The following is a 15,419-nucleotide window of genomic DNA, read 5'->3' as shown; positions in this document are numbered from 1 at the left end:
ACCGGCGATGATGTATTCGCGTCGCAGTGGCTGAGGACCTACAGGGGGGTGGCGATGTTCGGCGTTGAGCCAGAGTTGCTGCGCAACGCGTCCAAGGAGTTCGGCAACGGCTCCGACGCGGTGCGCGAGGCGGCGGAGATGATCTCGATGCTGAGGCTCGACGCGAGCGCGCTCGGCGAGGTGGACGCCGCCGGCGAGTTCGCGGACGCGCTGGCGAAGTTCGTCGGTACCCACTCCCAGGACCTCCAGCGCGGATCCGCCTGGATGACCGACGCGGCGGAGGGTCTCGTGTCGAACGCCGAGGCCTACCAGCGCACCGACGAGGACCACGCGACGTCGCTGAAGAAGCTCTTCTCCGGATTTGGGGGCGGACAGTGAGCTACACCGATCCGGAAGGCCTGTACGGCAGGCTCGCCTCGGGTGACGTCGGCCGGATCGCCTCCGCCGCCGACCCCATCACCGGCGCGATCAGCGCGGTCGGGCGTGCGGGCGAGTTGGTCGCCAACGGCGGCAAGACCGCGGTCAGCAACTGGACCGGCGACGCCGCCGCGAGGTTCACGGCGCGTGCTGAACTGTCCGCCACCGCCGCGAAGGCCGCCGTCGAACGACTGGGCGCGGGCGTCGACATCGTGCAGGCTGCGTCGCGCGCTTACGGCCAGATGCGCGGCGCGGCAGACCAGGCGATCGGCGTGTGGCGCGGCCGTCCCCCCGGCTTGGACGAGCAGCAGACGCGTCAGCTCGCGAACCAGGTCAACGAGCAGCTCAACAAGGTGAAGTCGGGCTACGACAACGTCTTGCGCTCCTACGCGAGTGCTCTCACGAAGATCCCACCGGGCTTCGAGGAGTCGGCACGCTCGGACAGCGGCTGGAGCAAGGCCGTCCAGCTCGGTGCCCTCGGCGGCGCGCTTCCTCCGGTGCCACCACCGGGCAGCGACCCCAAGGCGGTCGCCGACTGGTGGAAGTCCCTGAGCAAGGAACAGCAGGACGCGCTCAAGAACACCAAGTTCCAGGAGCTCGGCCAGCTCCGCGGCCTCCCCGCCGACGTGTTGAACGACGCGAACCGCAAGCGCATCACCGACGACATCGGGCGGTTCGGGCAACAGGAGAAGGACCTCCAGGCGCAGCTCGACGCCCGCGCTCGCGAACTCGGCGTCACGCCGCGGACCGCAGAAGCCGAGCGAGCCTTGCGCAACGACCCGCAGGGGTCACAGCTCATGGAGCAGCACGCCGAAGCGGCTCGCCGGCTCGAGAACTCGAACGACGCCGCCGCCCGGCTCCGGGAGGCGGAAACCCCCGAGGTGTCGGGCGGGAAGCCGGTGTACCTCCTGCACTGGAGCCCGGACGGTCCCGGCAACAAGGAAGGCACGATGGCGGTGGCGTTCGGCAACCCCGACACCGCCAAGCACCTCGCTGTCGCCGTCCCCGGCACGACATCGGACCTCAAGGGCTTCAGCATGTCGCAGGCCGCGAACCTCAGTCAGGCCATGGGTCCGGACGGCGCCGCGATCCAGTGGCTCGGCTACGACGCACCGGCCGCCGCGCTCGGCCAGGTCAACGACCCGGCGCAGGCCATCGAGGGCGGCCGCATCCTGGCCGCGGACGTCGAGGGCTACCGCGTCGCGAACCCCAACGCGCACGTCACGGTGATCGGCCACAGCTACGGCAGCACGGTCGTCGGCTATTCCGCGATGGACAACGGCCTGAAGGCGGACGACATCGCGTTCGTCGGGTCGCCGGGTGTCGGCGCGTCCAACGTGAACCAGCTCGGACCGGGCGCGGGCCACGTGTACGTCGGTGGCACCGAGCACGACCCGGTGATCCAGGGGACCAGCGGCGACTGGTTCACCAAGGACGGCTCGTCGACCGGGCCGTACGACTCCTCGTTCGGTGCGACGCAGTTCGGCACGTCCGGCGAGAGCTGGATCGGGCACGCGCACTCGGCCTACTACGACAAGGGCTCCGAGTCGCTGGACAACCTCGCCAAGATCGCCACCGGCCAGGGCGGTTCGGTCAGCGAGCAGCGCTGGCAGGACTCGCCGGTGCCCGTCGAGGTGCCCGGTTCCGACCTGCCCGGGGTGGGCCCCGTCATCGACTGGGGGGTCAACACCGGCAAGGAGGTCGTCGACATGGGCGAGGACGTCTGGCGCGGTGGCGGGCAGGTCGTGGACGACATCGCCAACGGGCGGTGGGGGGATGCCGGGCGGAACGCCCTGGGCACCGTCGGTGAGCTGGCCAGTGACGCCGGGGACGTCGTGGTGGACACCGTGGGCAACGCGGTCGAGCTCGGGCGCGATGTCGTCGAGGGTGTCGGTGGCGCGGTGAAGACGATCGGGTCGTGGTTCTAGAACGCTAGAACTTCACGACCGGCAGCAGCGCGGACAGGTCGGCTCGGGTGCCGGAGGCGGTGACCCGGGCCTCGTCCAGGGCGTCCGGCCAGGTCAGCGCGCCCACCGCCAGTTCGAGCCAGGTGCGGGGGTCGGTTTCCACCACGTTCGGGGGTGTTCCCCTGGTGTGGCGGGGACCTTCCACGCACTGGACGGCGGCGAAGGGCGGGACGCGGACCTCGACGCTGCGGCCTGGGGCGATGTGTTCCAGGGTGCGCAGGCTCAGGCGGACGGCGGCGGCCAGGACCGGGCGTTCCGGCTGGTCGGCCTCGCCGTGCAGCCACGGGAGGACGGCCTGCACGGCGGCTCGCATCTCGGCCGGGTCGACGGGCTTCGCTGGCACGTCGCCCACCCTAGCGAAGGGGCTGCGGGGCTACCGGGGCTGTTGGTATATCTGGGCGGTGATCAGGAACTTCGCCGTCGTCGGTCCCGGGCGCGCCACCAGGGAGACGTTGACGACGGCCCTCGCGGCCGCGCCGGACATGGCGGTCTACCGGATCGGGCGCGGTGCCGACCCGTTGCCGGTGTCCGCGTCGTTCGACCCGGCCGACCAGCCGGGGTGCCGGAGCCTGCTGGACTGGTTCGAGCGCGGGGCGCCGTCGGGGGCCGTGTTGCTGGTGGACGACTGGGAGTTGTGCGCGGACCTCGACCCCGAGCTCGCGACGACGATCGAGTGGATCGCGGCGTTCGGGCCGCCGAGAGGTGTGCAGGTCGTCGTCACGGCGCGGAAGTGGGGTGCGCTGCCTGACCAGTTGCGCCGGCAGCTGCACGGCGAGGCCACGGACTTCCTCGCGCTGCACGGTATCGAGGCCGACCTCACCGGGATCCACCAGCGGGACGACCTGTTGGCGGCGATCGGGTCGGACGCGCGCGGCTGGCCGGTGTACCTCGACATCACCACGTGCGGGTCGTGCGTCGGCCCTGCGGCGCAACGGGAACAGCTGCTGCTGGCCGCGTTGCTCGGGCTCATGGCGACGCATTCGTCGGTGCACCTGAACCTCGCCCTGTTCGACCTGAAGAACATCGGCGTGTTCGACGGGTTGGACGCGGCGCCGCACGTGGCTTTCGCGCTCACCGGCGAGGACGACGCCGCGCTCTTCGAACGGTTCCGGGACGGCCTGGCGGGCGAGGTCGCCCGGCGCCGCGAGCACACCGGGGAACCGCTGCCCGCCCTGCTGGTCTGCATCGACAGCGCCGAGGTGCTGCTGGAACGGTTCCCCGGCTACCAGGACGTGCTGGAACAGCTCACCGCCGGCCGGGCGCTCGGCGTGCACGTGCTGTTCTCCGGCGACACCTTCCCGGTGTCGCACCCGCCCGCGTGGCCGTCCGCGATCCCGCCGCACGACCTGGAGGAGTGGGCGGACGTCCTGCCGGGGTCGCTCGCGGGCACCAGCCCGCCGGCGCACGTCCCGGTCCCGCCGCCGTTGCCGCAGGACCTCACCCTCGACGTGCTGCCGCCGGGCGGGATCGGGCTGCTCGACGTGCCCCTGGAGCAACGCCGGGACGTGCTGTTCCACGGGTTCACCGCGGAACTGCGGCACGGCGCGATCGTCGGGAAGCCGGGCACGGGCAAGACCACGACGTTGCGCACGCTGGCCGCCGTGCTGGGCGACGACCTCGGGCGCTTCCAGCTGCTCGACGGCCCCGGCGAGCCGCTCGACCTGCAACGCCACATCATCGTCACGGCCTACACCTGGGAGCAGGTGCCGCCGTTCATCCGGGAGAACCTGGCGTTCGGGATCGAGTTCCGGCTGGACGACCCCGGTGGATCCATTGTGGACGTTGATGAGGCGGGGAAAGTGCCTGACCGGCCGGGCTTCGGGCTGTCGGTGCCGCACCGGCTGCACGCCCGGATCGCTCGCCCATGACCCATCTCGCGCTCATCGGCCCTGCTCACCTGGTCGCGCGCCGGATCGCGGGCGTGCAGGGCGTCTACCGCATCGGACGCGGTGAGCTGCCCGGTGTCGCGGTGAGCTTCGACCCCGCTGACGAACGGCGGCGGCAGAACCTGCTGGCCTGGTTCGAACGCGGCGCGGAGCCGGGTGCGACGTTGCTGGTCGACGACTGGAAGCACTGCAGCGCAACGGATCCCGGGCTGGCCGAGGCCGTCCGGTGGATCGCGGCGGCCTCGTGGAACGTCCGGGTGGTCATCACCGCCCGGTCGGTGGACGAGCTGCCCGACCGGGTGCCGCTGCGGGTCGAGGTCCTCGACTTCCTCGCGCTGCACGGGAGGACGCGGTTCACCAAGGCCCTGGCGTGGAAGGGGCGCTGGTGGAAGGTCCCGGTCGGCGTCGACGCGGCCGGGACGCCGGTGGTCGTGGAGCTGACGCACTTCGCCGACGGCAAGTGGCGGACCGGGTCACATCTGAGCGTCACGCGGGCAGACGCGTTCCGGAGCCTGCTGCTGGGGTTGATGTGCACGCACTCGCCCAAGCTCTTCCAGGCGGTCTTCGTCGACGCGCACGACAGCGGCGTGTTCGACGGCCTCGACCAGGCACCGCACGTCGTCGCGCACCACCGGAACGCCGATCTCACCGCCGTGCTCGCAACGCTGACGGCCGAGGTGGAACGGCGGTTGGAGGTCGTCGGCAACACCTGGACGGTGTTCGACCACCGCGGCTTCGACCAGGTGCTGCCGCAACTGCTGGTCTGCGTCACCGGGTTCGACGACCTCAGCGCGTTCACCGCCATCGCCGCGGAGGTGGGCAAGTCCGGCGTGCAGCTGCTGTTCGACCGGCCGAGCGACCTGACGGACGTGCTGGTCGACGACTGCGAGGCGCCCGCGAACCTCGAAGAAGCGGTCAGCACCCTGATTCCGCTGATGCTCGCGGAAGAGCCCGCGCCGGACTTCTTCTCGTTGCACGACATGCCGAACAAGCACGTGTGGCGGCCACGCCCGATGAAGTTGCAGTACCGGGTCGCGGTGGGCGTGGACGAGTTCGGGCAGAAGATCGAGATCGACCTCAAGTCCGCCCACCTGCAGGACGGCATGGGCCCGCACGGCGAGATCATCGCGCCGGACGGCGAACGGGCGGAGGGCGTGCGAGCGCTGGTGCTCGGTCTGATGGCCCGGCACTCACCGGAGGACCTGCAGGTCGTCTTCCTCGGCGGCGAGTTGTTCGCGGGCCTCGACGGCGCTCCGCACGTCCGGCACGGCCTCGTCGACCTGCTGGCGGACCACGAGACGCGGGTCAGCACGCTGGCGGAGTCCAGGTCCCGCAGCACCTGGGACTTCCGGGCGGCCCACGGCTCGATGCCAGAGCTGCTGGTCTGCCTGGACAGGGCCGGCGAAGCGGCCGCCGCACGACCAGAACTCCTCGACGCACTCCAGACGCTCAGCCGGGAAGGCCGCACCTACGGGCAACACCTGCTGCTGTGCGACACAACGCCCGTACAGCTGCCTGGCGTGCAGACGTCGTACCGGCTGGAGTACGACAACGGCTGGCACCGGCGCATCGGGCGGTCGGTGGAGAACGTCGTGCTCCCCACCGACCTCAACGACCGGACGTGGTCGCTGCCCGTCGCGATGAGCTAGCTCCGGCGCAGCTTTCGTTGTGCGTCATAGAGGTTGCGCGGCGTCACGGAGGTCGTGCCGTACAACTCCAGGCGCGAGTTCAGCTCGCCGGCGAAGTCCGGCTTGTCGATCTGGCCGAAGTCGCGGACCTCGGAGATCGCCACGGTCGCGCTGCACGGCGCCACCTGGTCGATCCGGACGTTGCCGGCCCGCTGGTTGGTGACGGTGACGTTCCAGTGCGTGAAGCGGGCGCCGTACAACGGTCCCGCGTTCGCGCTGCCGCCGTGCGCGCCGACGTTGTTGATGGTGATCTCGGTGCGGACGTTGGCGAACGGCAGGCCGCGGTGCGTGTCGAAGACGTCGTGGTCCATCCGGCCGCGGGTCCAGACGTTGCCGCACGACAGGCCTTCGACGTTCAGGCCGTGGTTGCCCGCGCCCGCCTGTGACGGTTCGGACGGCGCCTCGATCACGAACCCGTCGGTCAGGTTGTCGTGCGACTGCTCGCGCACGGCGTACGCGTGGTGGTGACCACGGCCGGACACGCGCGTGTTCAGCAGCGAGATCCCCTTGGAGGACACCAGCAGGAACCCGTTGTCGACGTCCTGCACGTGCACGTCGTCGGCCCAGCAGTCCCACGCGCACTGGAACGCGACGCCGTTGTACCCCTTGTCCAGCAGGTGCTTCGGCGTCGGCACCTTGAACATCTCGATCTTGATGCCCTCGACGCCCGCCCCCGTGATCACGGGGGCCATCGTGGTGAGCCGCGCCTTCCACTCCGGGCGGATCTCCAGCGGCAACGGCTGGGCGAGCTTGACCCTGTTGCCCCGCACCCACTCCACCCGCACCGGCCACAGGAACGGGAAGTAGGACAGGAGCTTGTCCTTGTCGTCCCACCGGTAGCTCGCCGTCCCGGGCACGTCACCGCACATGTGCTTCGGCAGCGAGTACTCGGAATCGTCCAGCCGCAACAACACCCGCTGACCCGCGCGCAGCGACCGTCCATTCGCGACGGTGAGCACGAACGACCCGCGCGCCGCCGAGCCGACGACGTCGGTCAGCAGCGTTCCCTGCTCCAGCTCGTTGCCCGTCCAGCCCTCGAAAGGCCATTTCCGCGCCTTGATCGCGTCGACCAGCGGCAGGTAGCGGTCCCGGTGGCAGACCCAGACCAGGCCGCCGGACCAGCTCCAGGCCGAGTTCTCCGAGCCGTACCGGCTGCGGTTGATGCCGACGATCTCCTCCAGCGACCGCGTCGCGTAGAAGGTGGTGCGAGAACTGCCGGCGCCGCGCAACACGACGTTGTCGTGGCCGATGCGGATGATGTCGTCGATCCGGTACCGGCCGGGCGGCACGTACACGGTGCCCCCGCCCAACCGGCCGACGAACTCGACAGCCTTGTTGATCGCGGCGGACGCGTCGGCGGAGCCGTCCTTGCGTGCTCCGAAGAACAGCACGTTCGCCAGCACGGGACGGCGGGCGGGCTTCTCACCCGTGCGGTAGCCGGCGTAGGCGATGTTCGGGATCTGCGGGTGGTTGAAGGGATTGGCAACGAACTCTTGCCACAGCGAGGCGGAGGACTGCGCGGAAGCAGTCCCCGTCATCGTTGACGTCCCGACCAGTGCAGCCCCTGTAGCCAGCAGGAACAGCCTTCTGTCGATGCTCATTTCGCCGTCTCCAAGGGGTCTTGGCCACGGCGGCGGTGATCAGATCAAACCAGACATCAGAGCCCGGCGGAACGCACCGCTTCGGCGATCAGCTCGTCGACCTGGTGCATCATCCGGCGCCCGTCGGTCGGCGTGAACGTGCTCCACGGCGGCTGGCCGCTCGTCGCACGGCGTTGTTGCAGGTAGCGGCCCTCTTCGGTGTCGAAGAACGCGACCACGCGCTCGGGCCGCCAGCGCTTGCCGTACTTGTCGCGGGCGGCGGCGCCGAAGTTCCCGGTGTGCACGAGCCCGGTGAACATCTTCACCAGCGCCTTCGCGTCGTCCTCGCGCAGCCCGATGCCCCGGAACGCGGCCTCCATCGACTTCGGCGAGCCGTCGGTGTTCGCGATCGCCTTCTCGATGTCCGCACTCGGCAACGTGACCGAGAGCCCGGTGCCCGCGGGGTGCTGCGGCAGCACCGACAGCACGGCAGAGGCGAGCCCGGAGCCCGCCCACGGCTGGAACGTCAGCCGGTCGTCCTGCAACGTCGCCAGCGCGCCCCGGTCACCGTTCGCGACGGCGAGGACGCGCAAGCTCCTGCCGAGCCAGAGGCGGCCGTCCGCCTCCCGCTCGGGCTTCACGAACATGCGCAGCAACCCCTCCAGGTCGGAGGAGAGTGCGCGGGAGTTGCCCAGGCGCCGCTGGTCCAGCTGCTGGAAGACGCGGTTCTCGAGCTGGATGCGCTCGTCCCGCGTCTTGCCGGGCGTGGGGACCTTCAGCACGAGCGGCATGGGACCGGCGTTCAGCCGCTCCCACACCACGTCGAACTCCTCGGCGGAGAGAGCGATCGGCTCCCTCTCCGCCGGAGCGCCGAACAGACTCACTCCGCCGCGCCGCCGATGACCGGCGGAGCGACCATGCGCTCGTCGCCGAACACGTCGTCGGTCTCGACCAGGTAGTCGGCCGCCTTGTGCTCGATGTCGTCCTCGCCCTCGCCCTTCTGGCCGTGGGCGCCGCCTGCGCCACCGGCACCCGCGGCACCGGCCTTGCCCGCTCCGGCACCACCACCGGCACCGGAGCCCAGGGCTCCGCCGCGCACCGCGTCAGGACCGTGGCCGCCGGCACCGGACAGGCCGCCGGGCATGCCACCGGGCTTCATCGCGCCCTGCTGGCCGGACGCGCCGAGCGAACCGGACATCGGCCCGAAGGCCTTGCCCGCACCGCCGGTGCCCAGCTGGCCACCGCGCAGGCTGCCCGAACCGGGGCCACCGGGACCGGTGGTGCCGGGACGGGTGAACACCGGGCCACCCGGCGGAACCGGGGTGGGGGTCGGCGTCGGGTGCGGGGTGTTCGTGGGCGGCGGGGTGTAGGTGGGAGGCGGCGTCGGCGTGTGCGTCGGCGGCTGCGTCCACGAGGTGTGCGTGGTGTCGGTCGGCGGAGGCGTCCAGCCGGTCGAGACCTGCTGCTGCGGGCCGGTGTTCGTCGGACCCGACGTCCACGCCGGCGAGGTCGTGGTGCCGGTCGGCGCGCCGCTGCTCGTCTGCGTGTAGCCGACGCGCGTGCTGCCGGTGCCCGTGTCGCCGGGCGGAGGCGTGTCGATGACGACGGTCGGCGGCGTCGGGAAGTCGCCGAGCGTCGAGGAGTTCCAGCGGCTGTCCGACTGGTAGTTCTCCATGACCTTGACGGCCTGGGCGGCGGCGTTGTCGGCCGCGGCCTCCTGCCGTTCGTGGTCGATCTGCTGGCCCACGACGTGCGCCATGCCGACGGGACCGGTCAGCGCGCCGACGGCCATGTCGAGCATGCCGGGCTTCTCGGTCGTGACGGGGACGACCTCGGGCATCTTCTTGCGCGCTTCGGCGATGTACTCGCCCTGCAGGCGCGCGGAGGACTCCATGGTGGTCGCGCCGGTCTCGGCGAACCCGGCCCACTCGGCCAGCGGCGACAACGCGCCCATGGCGGCGTCGGCGGCGTCGGACTCCCAGTCCGCGCCCATCTTCTTCAAGCCCTCGTGCAGGTCCGCGTCGATCTGCGCGAGCGTCGCGGCGATCTTCTTCCAGCCGGCCTCGACCGGGATGGAGGCGGAGACGCCGGGACCGGAGTTGATCATCTTGTACAGCTCGGGGTGTCCGTACCCCTGGAAGCGGTGGTCAGTCATCGGTCAGTCCCCCCTCTCAGTCCTGGTCCCGCAGGTGCTTGCCCCACATGGCCGCGTTGTCGCCCTCGACCTGGCGGTACTGCTCCTCGATCATCTTCAGCTGGTCGATGACGCCGGTGAGCTGCTGCTTGTAGATCTTCAGTGCGGCGAGCGCCTTCTCGGAGGTCTGCTCGTTGAACGCCTTCGAGGTCTCGCTGGAGATCGGGTCTCCGGCCCACGGCCTGGTGGGCAGGTCGTCCACCGCGGGCGTGACCTTCGCCTCGAACTCCGCGAGCGCCTGCTCAAAAGCCTTCCTCGCCTGGGGAATGGCTGACGGGTCCACCTTCAGCTTGCGCTGACCGAACTCCGGCGGCGACGAGGCGCCTCCACCACCATCCGCGAGAAACACGGCACACCCTCCTCAGTACGGCCCTCAGGGAACGGGCCATGTGTGCTTTTGGGACGACTGTAGCTCTGATGCATTACGCGAGTGACCGGTTCCCGGTATAAGGCGCGTAGTTCTACTCAACTGTCATTTCGTCGCGAGAACAGCGCCGGCGGCCTCTGCCAGCGCCTTGGCCCGTTCGCACGCGCCGTCCAGCGTGGCCTTGTCCTCTCCGAGCCCCGCAACCCCGTTGACCAGCAACAACTGACCGTCGTTCGCATCGATGTAGATCTCGCACGCGCCGGCGGTCCCCGGCGAATCCCGCTGGGTCAGGTAGGCGGGATATCCCGCGACCTTCGCCGGGGTGAGCTTGGCCTCACCCGTCGTCCGCTTGAGCCGGTCCACCCCGCCGTTGAGCAGCGTGTGGATGTTCGCGATGTACAGGTGGTCCACATAGGTCTGGTTGCAACGCCTGCTCCCCTCCCCGTAATCGGCGAGGGGGTCCCCGGCTTTGACGACGTTCAAACCCAGGGCCGCCTTCGTTTCCGGGGTGATGAGAGCGCACGGGTCGATCGCCTTCAGGTCGACTGCCTTCGGCCTGTTCACCGGCGCCGTCCCGGCTGAAGTTCCGGTCGGCGGCGTCGCGGTGCCCGAGTCCCCCGCGGAGGGCTTCCCCGGCTCTGTCGAAGAACACCCGGTCAGGACCGCTGCCAGCAGGAACGGGACGGCAAGTCGACGCATGGCGGCCAAGCTATCGGATCACCGGGCACGGAGGGTGGCTAATGGCGTGTCCCGCGTCACCCGTAAGGCGCATTGCCGGTGGCCCCACCAAAAGGAAACCTTCTTTACGATACCCCGAAGCGCCGCCGCCCCGATGCGTCGAGGAGCGACATGCTGCGCAACCGACCACTACCGACCCTGGTCGTGGCGGCGGTGGGTCTGGCCTTGCTCGTGCCAGGCACCTCAGCCAACGCGGGCCCCGTGCCCGGCACGGGGGCGGCGCTCACGGTGGCCGCCGCCCCAGGACAGACCTCCACGATCCCGGACTGGCGCATGCAGACGAGCGCCACCGCCACCCAGAGCGGCACCGTGATCTCCGGCCCCGGTTACTCCGACGCCGGCTGGCTGACGGTGCCCGCGCGGTCGACCGTGATGGCCGGCCTCATCGCCAACAACAGGTACGGCGACGTCAACTACTCGGAGAACCTGAAGAAGGCGAACGCCGACGACTTCAAGGTGCCGTGGTGGTACCGCAAGGTCTTCCAGGCCGACCCGCAGCCGGGCGTCAACACGTTCCTCAAGCTCAACGGCGGCGTGATCGCGCGCGGCGAGGTGTGGCTGAACGGCACGAAGGTCGCCGGCACCGACACCGTCATCGGCGCGTACCCGACCCACGAGTTCAACGTGACCAGCCTGCTGCGCAAGGGCGACAACGCGATCGCGATCAAGGCGTCGCCGTCCGACCCGGCCAGGGACCTGGTGATCCACTTCATCGACTGGGCGCAGCTCCCGCCCGACCGCAACCAGGGCCTGTTCCGCGACGTCGACCTCGCGCAGAGCGGCGCGGTCTCGTTGCGGGGACTGCACGTGCTGTCCGACCTGCCGTTGCCGAACCTGAACACCGCGACCGTCACCGTGAAGGTCGACGCGCGCAACAACACCGGCAGCGCGGTCACCACGACCGTCTCCGGCAGCGCCGCGGGCCAGAACTACAGCCAGAACGTCAGCCTGGCCGCGAACGAGACCAGGACCGTCACGTTCACGTTGAACGTCACCAACCCGCAGATCTGGTGGCCGTACCAGATGGGCGCGCAGCCGCTGTACGAGGCGACCGCCGCCGCGACGGTGTCCGGTGCCGCGTCGGACCAGCAGCGGACGACGTTCGGCATCCGCGAGGTCACCTCGAAGATGATCTCCGGCAACCTCCAGTACCAGATCAACGGCAAGCCGATCCTGATCCGCGGCGGCGGCTGGGCGTCGGACCTCTTCCTGCGCACGAACGCGCGGAAGATCGCCGACGAGATGCAGCTGACGAAGTCCATGGGGCTCAACACGATCCGCCTCGAAGGCAAGCCCGAGAACGACGAGATCTACGACCTGGCCGACCGCATGGGCATCCTGCTCATGACCGGCTGGGAGTGCTGCTCGAAGTGGCAGAACACCGGCGGGTTCACCGAGGAGGACAAGCGCGTCGCGGGCGCGTCCGCCGAGGGCGAGGCCAAGCGGATCCGCAACCACCCCAGCGTGTTCACGTTCCTGATCGGCTCGGACGAGGCGCCCGTCGCCGCCGTCGAGAAGATCTACCTGGACGCCCTGAAGCGCGCCGACTGGCAGACCCCGGTCGTCACGGCGGCCGCGCGCCGCAGCTCCCCGCAGCTCGGTGACTCGGGCATGAAGATGGACGGCCCGTACTGGTGGGAGCCGCCGGTCTACTGGTACAACAACCAGAAGGGCGGCAGCGCGGGCTTCGCCTCAGAAATTGGTCCCGGCCTCGCGATCCCGGAGATGGACGAGCTCAAGAAGTTCCTGAGCCAGAACGAGATCAACAGGCTGACGGACTACAACGCGCAGCAGTACCACCTGTCGCCGTCCGGCAACTTCAGCAAGATCGGCTTCTGGGGAACCGCGCTCGACAACCGCTACGGCAAGCCGTCGAACGTCGAGGACTTCGTGCGCAAGGCCCAGCTGCAGCAGTACGAGACGAACCGCGCGCAGTTCGAGGCGTTCGGCCGCGACTTCTCCGACACCGGCGCGAACCAGGCGCAGGGCGTCATCTACTGGATGCAGAACGACCCGTGGCCCAAGCTCTTCTGGCACCTCTACAACTACAACCTCGCCACGGCCGGGTCGTACTTCGGTGCCAAGACGGCGAACAAGGCGCTGCACGCCCAGTACTCCTACGACGACAAGTCTCTCGCCGTGGTGAACATGGGCCTGGAAGCCAAGCAGGGCCTGCAGTTGCAGGTCACCGTCTTCAACTCCGACGGCACGCAGAAGGCGAACGAGACGCGGTCCGTCCCGGCCAAGGCCAACGGGTCCGTGCGGGTCGGGAACCTGCCGCAGCCGTCGGGCCTGTCGACGGCGTACTTCGTCCGGTTGCTGCTCAAGGACTCCAGCGGTGCCGTGGTCGACCGCAACGTCTACTGGCTGTCCACCAAGGCGGACACGCTGAACTACAACGCCGGCGACTGGTGGTACACGCCGCAGGCCCAGTACACGGACCTGAAGTCGTTGAGCTCCCTGAAGGCCGGTCAGGTGTCGGTCTCCACGACGACCACGCCGGGTACCGACGGCAAGCAGGCCACCAGCGTCACCGTGAGGAACACCGGCACGTCGGTGGCGTTCTTCCTGCGGGCGTCGCTGCGCAAGGGGCAGGGCGGGCCCGAGGTGCTGCCCGCCGACTGGTCCGACAACTACATCACGCTGTTCCCCGGCGAGACGCAGACGATCCGGGCGGAGTACCGGACCGCTGACCTCGGCGGCGCGCAGCCGGTGGTCGAGGTCAGCGGGCACAACGTGGCGAAGCCTTAGGAGTTGTACCGGGTCGCTACGACGTCGGGTCGTTCCACGGGACGGCCCGCGTCGAGCGACCACGCCAGCCGCACGTACTGCGCGTGCGTCCAGGCGAGCGGGGTGGCCGCCTGGGTGCCGCGGCCGTTCCACACCTGTTCGGGCAGCATCAGCCCGCTGTTCGCGGTGGCGGCGATCTCCCGCAGGCGTTGCGCAGCAGTGGCTTTCTGGCCGGCGAGCAGCTCGTACTCGCCGCGTTCGCCGGTCAGCAACGGCCACAACCTGCCGTACGTGCGGGTGGGCGTGGGCCAGTTGATGCCCCACGGCCTGCCGTCCGCCGTCTCGCCGTAGCCGTCCTGCGTGAACCGGTGCCAGTAGCCCTGTTCCTTCAACTGCTGGTCCACGACTCGCACGGTGTTGCGGATGACCGGGTCGTCGGCGCGCTTCACCCCGAGTCGCACCAGTTCCAGGAAGCTCGGGTCGACGACCGCGCGCTGGTCGATGTCGGTGGGGTTGTTGTCCCCGAGGTCGTACTCGGTCGCCGCGTCCGGGTTGCCGTCCTTGGTGAGGCGCAGGTAGTACGGCTTCGGGTCGTACGGGCCGGTCTTCGTCGCCGTCCAGCCCTCGACCCTCCGCTGCCACTCGTCGGCGGCTTGCAGGTACTTGTCGGCGTTCTGCCCGTTGCGCTGCACCAGGTCCGCGAAGCACACGAGGCCGGCGATCGTGGACGCGATGGTGGCGGGCGAGTAGCCGTCCTGGTTCTCCCAGCGCTCCTGTTCGCTGAACGGCGCGTTCGGGTAGTTCAGCAGGTAGTCGGCCGAGAGCCGCAACTCGTCCACTGTGGACTGATCAGTCCGGCCGAGGTGCCAGGCCAGCAGCAGCGGTGCCGCGACCTGGTCGAGCTGGACCTTGAGCCACACCGGCGTGCCGTCGACCCGCGTGTTCTGCGGCAGGTGGCCGTCCGGCTGTTGTTGTTTCTGGAGCATGAAGTCCAACGAGCGTTCGGCGAACCCGCGATCGCCGGCCGCGATCATCGCCGTGGAGACGTGGTAGAGGTCGCGCGGCCAGACCAGCGCGTACGGGCCGAGCTCGGGCGCCAGCTCGCGGTCGGTCCCGAAGGCCCACGGGAAGCTCGGCGACGCGATCGACGCTCCGGGGTGGGTCTTGTCCTCGGTCGCGGCGAGCACCATCACGGACATGTCGTAGAGGCGCCGGTCGGCGGACTTCGGCCTGCGAAGCCCGTCGAGGTACGTGTGCCAGCCCTGCGCGTACTCCCTCGCCGCGTCCCGGAAACCCCTCTTCAACGCCGCTTCGGCGACGCCCTCGCCGAAGCCGACCGCGACCGTGCCGCGGGCGCGCCGGACCGGTTCGCCGGGCAAAGTGCTGGCCACCGAGCTGCCTGGCTTCATCGGCACGTGGTCGATCGTCAGCCGGACCGGGCGTTGTGCCTTCAGGTCGACGTCCGCGAGCACGGCCGCGCGCTGCGGATCGGTGACGTAGGTGATCTCGGCCTGCCAGCCGTCGCCGCGCACCCGTTGGCGGAACGTCAGCGACCTGCCGTCGGCCGGCTCGGTGTAGGCCCTACCCGGTTTCCCGTCCACCAGCAGCCGGGTCTCGCGGGTCGCCGGGGTGCTCAGGTCGGGGTGGAAGATCTCGGAAAGCCCCTGGTGGCCCAGGGTGAACCAGACGGGGCTCGCCGCCGACCTGGCCGTGCCGAACGCCTGTTTGTCCGCGGGCAACGGAACCACCTCGACGGAGGCGCGGGCGATCGGGGCCGACATGACGAGCAGCAGCGCGACCAGGGCCAGGGGCTTCATGCCGCGTGGGGTTCCCCGCATCGGAGATCACCACG

At 69.9% G+C, this 15,419-nt stretch carries 12 protein-coding genes; 5 read left to right on the top strand and 7 right to left on the bottom strand.

Translation table 11 applies throughout. The features are described 5' to 3' along the window. Positions 1-54 precede the first annotated feature (54 nt). Both QSK25_RS10970 and QSK25_RS10965 read left to right on the top strand, forming a co-directional pair. The gene (locus QSK25_RS10970; RefSeq protein ID WP_285637378.1) at positions 55-378 is read left to right on the top strand and encodes a DUF2563 family protein; all 324 of its coding nucleotides are present in this window, start codon (positions 55-57) and stop codon (positions 376-378) included. Beyond that, positions 375-2,345, top strand: a complete 1,971-nt coding sequence (locus QSK25_RS10965) for an alpha/beta hydrolase (RefSeq protein WP_285637375.1) — start codon at positions 375-377, stop codon at positions 2,343-2,345. Before QSK25_RS10970 ends, QSK25_RS10965 begins: the two co-directional genes overlap by 4 nt. Positions 2,346-2,349: 4 nt before the next feature. Here the strand turns inward: QSK25_RS10965 and QSK25_RS10960 are convergent, their stop codons facing one another. Then, positions 2,350-2,697: a sterol carrier family protein gene (locus QSK25_RS10960; RefSeq protein ID WP_502881828.1), complete on the bottom strand. Its 348-nt coding sequence runs from the start codon at positions 2,695-2,697 to the stop codon at positions 2,350-2,352. A gap of 88 nt (positions 2,698-2,785) precedes the next feature. Here QSK25_RS10960 and QSK25_RS10955 point away from each other — a divergent pair, with 88 nt between their 5' ends. Beyond that, positions 2,786-4,252 carry a type VII secretion protein EccC gene (locus tag QSK25_RS10955; protein WP_285637369.1) on the top strand — a complete coding sequence of 489 codons (1,467 nt, stop codon included), beginning with the start codon at positions 2,786-2,788 and terminating at the stop codon, positions 4,250-4,252. Continuing rightward, complete coding sequence (locus tag QSK25_RS10950; protein ID WP_285637366.1) at positions 4,249-5,919, top strand: hypothetical protein; 1,671 nt, start codon at positions 4,249-4,251, stop codon at positions 5,917-5,919. The genes QSK25_RS10955 and QSK25_RS10950 overlap by 4 nt, the downstream gene beginning before the upstream one ends. Here QSK25_RS10950 and QSK25_RS10945 read toward each other — a convergent pair. The 5 genes from QSK25_RS10945 to QSK25_RS10925 all read right to left on the bottom strand — a co-directional run bounded on the left by QSK25_RS10945 (position 5,916) and on the right by QSK25_RS10925 (position 10,798). Then, positions 5,916-7,496 carry a glycosyl hydrolase family 28-related protein gene (locus QSK25_RS10945; RefSeq protein WP_285637363.1) on the bottom strand — a complete coding sequence of 527 codons (1,581 nt, stop codon included), beginning with the start codon at positions 7,494-7,496 and terminating at the stop codon, positions 5,916-5,918. The two genes, QSK25_RS10950 and QSK25_RS10945, sit on opposite strands and share 4 nt — an antisense overlap. Positions 7,497-7,615: 119 nt before the next feature. After that, on the bottom strand, positions 7,616-8,422 hold the full coding sequence (locus tag QSK25_RS10940; protein WP_285637360.1) for an ESX secretion-associated protein EspG: 807 nt from the start codon (positions 8,420-8,422) through the stop codon (positions 7,616-7,618). Next, positions 8,419-9,693, bottom strand: coding sequence for a PPE domain-containing protein (locus tag QSK25_RS10935; RefSeq protein WP_285637356.1), 1,275 nt, complete (start codon positions 9,691-9,693; stop codon positions 8,419-8,421). Before QSK25_RS10935 ends, QSK25_RS10940 begins: the two co-directional genes overlap by 4 nt. A gap of 16 nt (positions 9,694-9,709) precedes the next feature. Next, positions 9,710-10,081: a transcriptional regulator gene (locus tag QSK25_RS10930; RefSeq protein WP_285637353.1), complete on the bottom strand. Its 372-nt coding sequence runs from the start codon at positions 10,079-10,081 to the stop codon at positions 9,710-9,712. Positions 10,082-10,204: 123 nt separating this feature from the next. Continuing rightward, on the bottom strand, positions 10,205-10,798 hold the full coding sequence (locus QSK25_RS10925; RefSeq protein ID WP_285637350.1) for a DUF3558 domain-containing protein: 594 nt from the start codon (positions 10,796-10,798) through the stop codon (positions 10,205-10,207). A gap of 150 nt (positions 10,799-10,948) precedes the next feature. On the opposite strand from QSK25_RS10925, the gene QSK25_RS10920 reads away from it, so the two are divergent. After that, the gene (locus tag QSK25_RS10920; RefSeq protein ID WP_285637346.1) at positions 10,949-13,588 is read left to right on the top strand and encodes a glycosyl hydrolase 2 galactose-binding domain-containing protein; all 2,640 of its coding nucleotides are present in this window, start codon (positions 10,949-10,951) and stop codon (positions 13,586-13,588) included. On the opposite strand, the gene QSK25_RS10915 is transcribed toward QSK25_RS10920, so the two are convergent. Further along, the gene (locus tag QSK25_RS10915) at positions 13,585-15,405 is read right to left on the bottom strand and encodes a glycoside hydrolase family 15 protein (RefSeq protein ID WP_285637343.1); all 1,821 of its coding nucleotides are present in this window, start codon (positions 15,403-15,405) and stop codon (positions 13,585-13,587) included. The genes QSK25_RS10920 and QSK25_RS10915 overlap by 4 nt on opposite strands. Positions 15,406-15,419 lie beyond the last annotated feature (14 nt).

This window comes from Lentzea sp. NBRC 102530 (assembly GCF_030269365.1).
GTDB lineage: Bacteria > Actinomycetota > Actinomycetes > Mycobacteriales > Pseudonocardiaceae > Lentzea.
The sequence above is the reverse complement of the archived record's forward strand: the minus strand, read 5'-3'. Positions and strand labels throughout refer to the sequence as shown.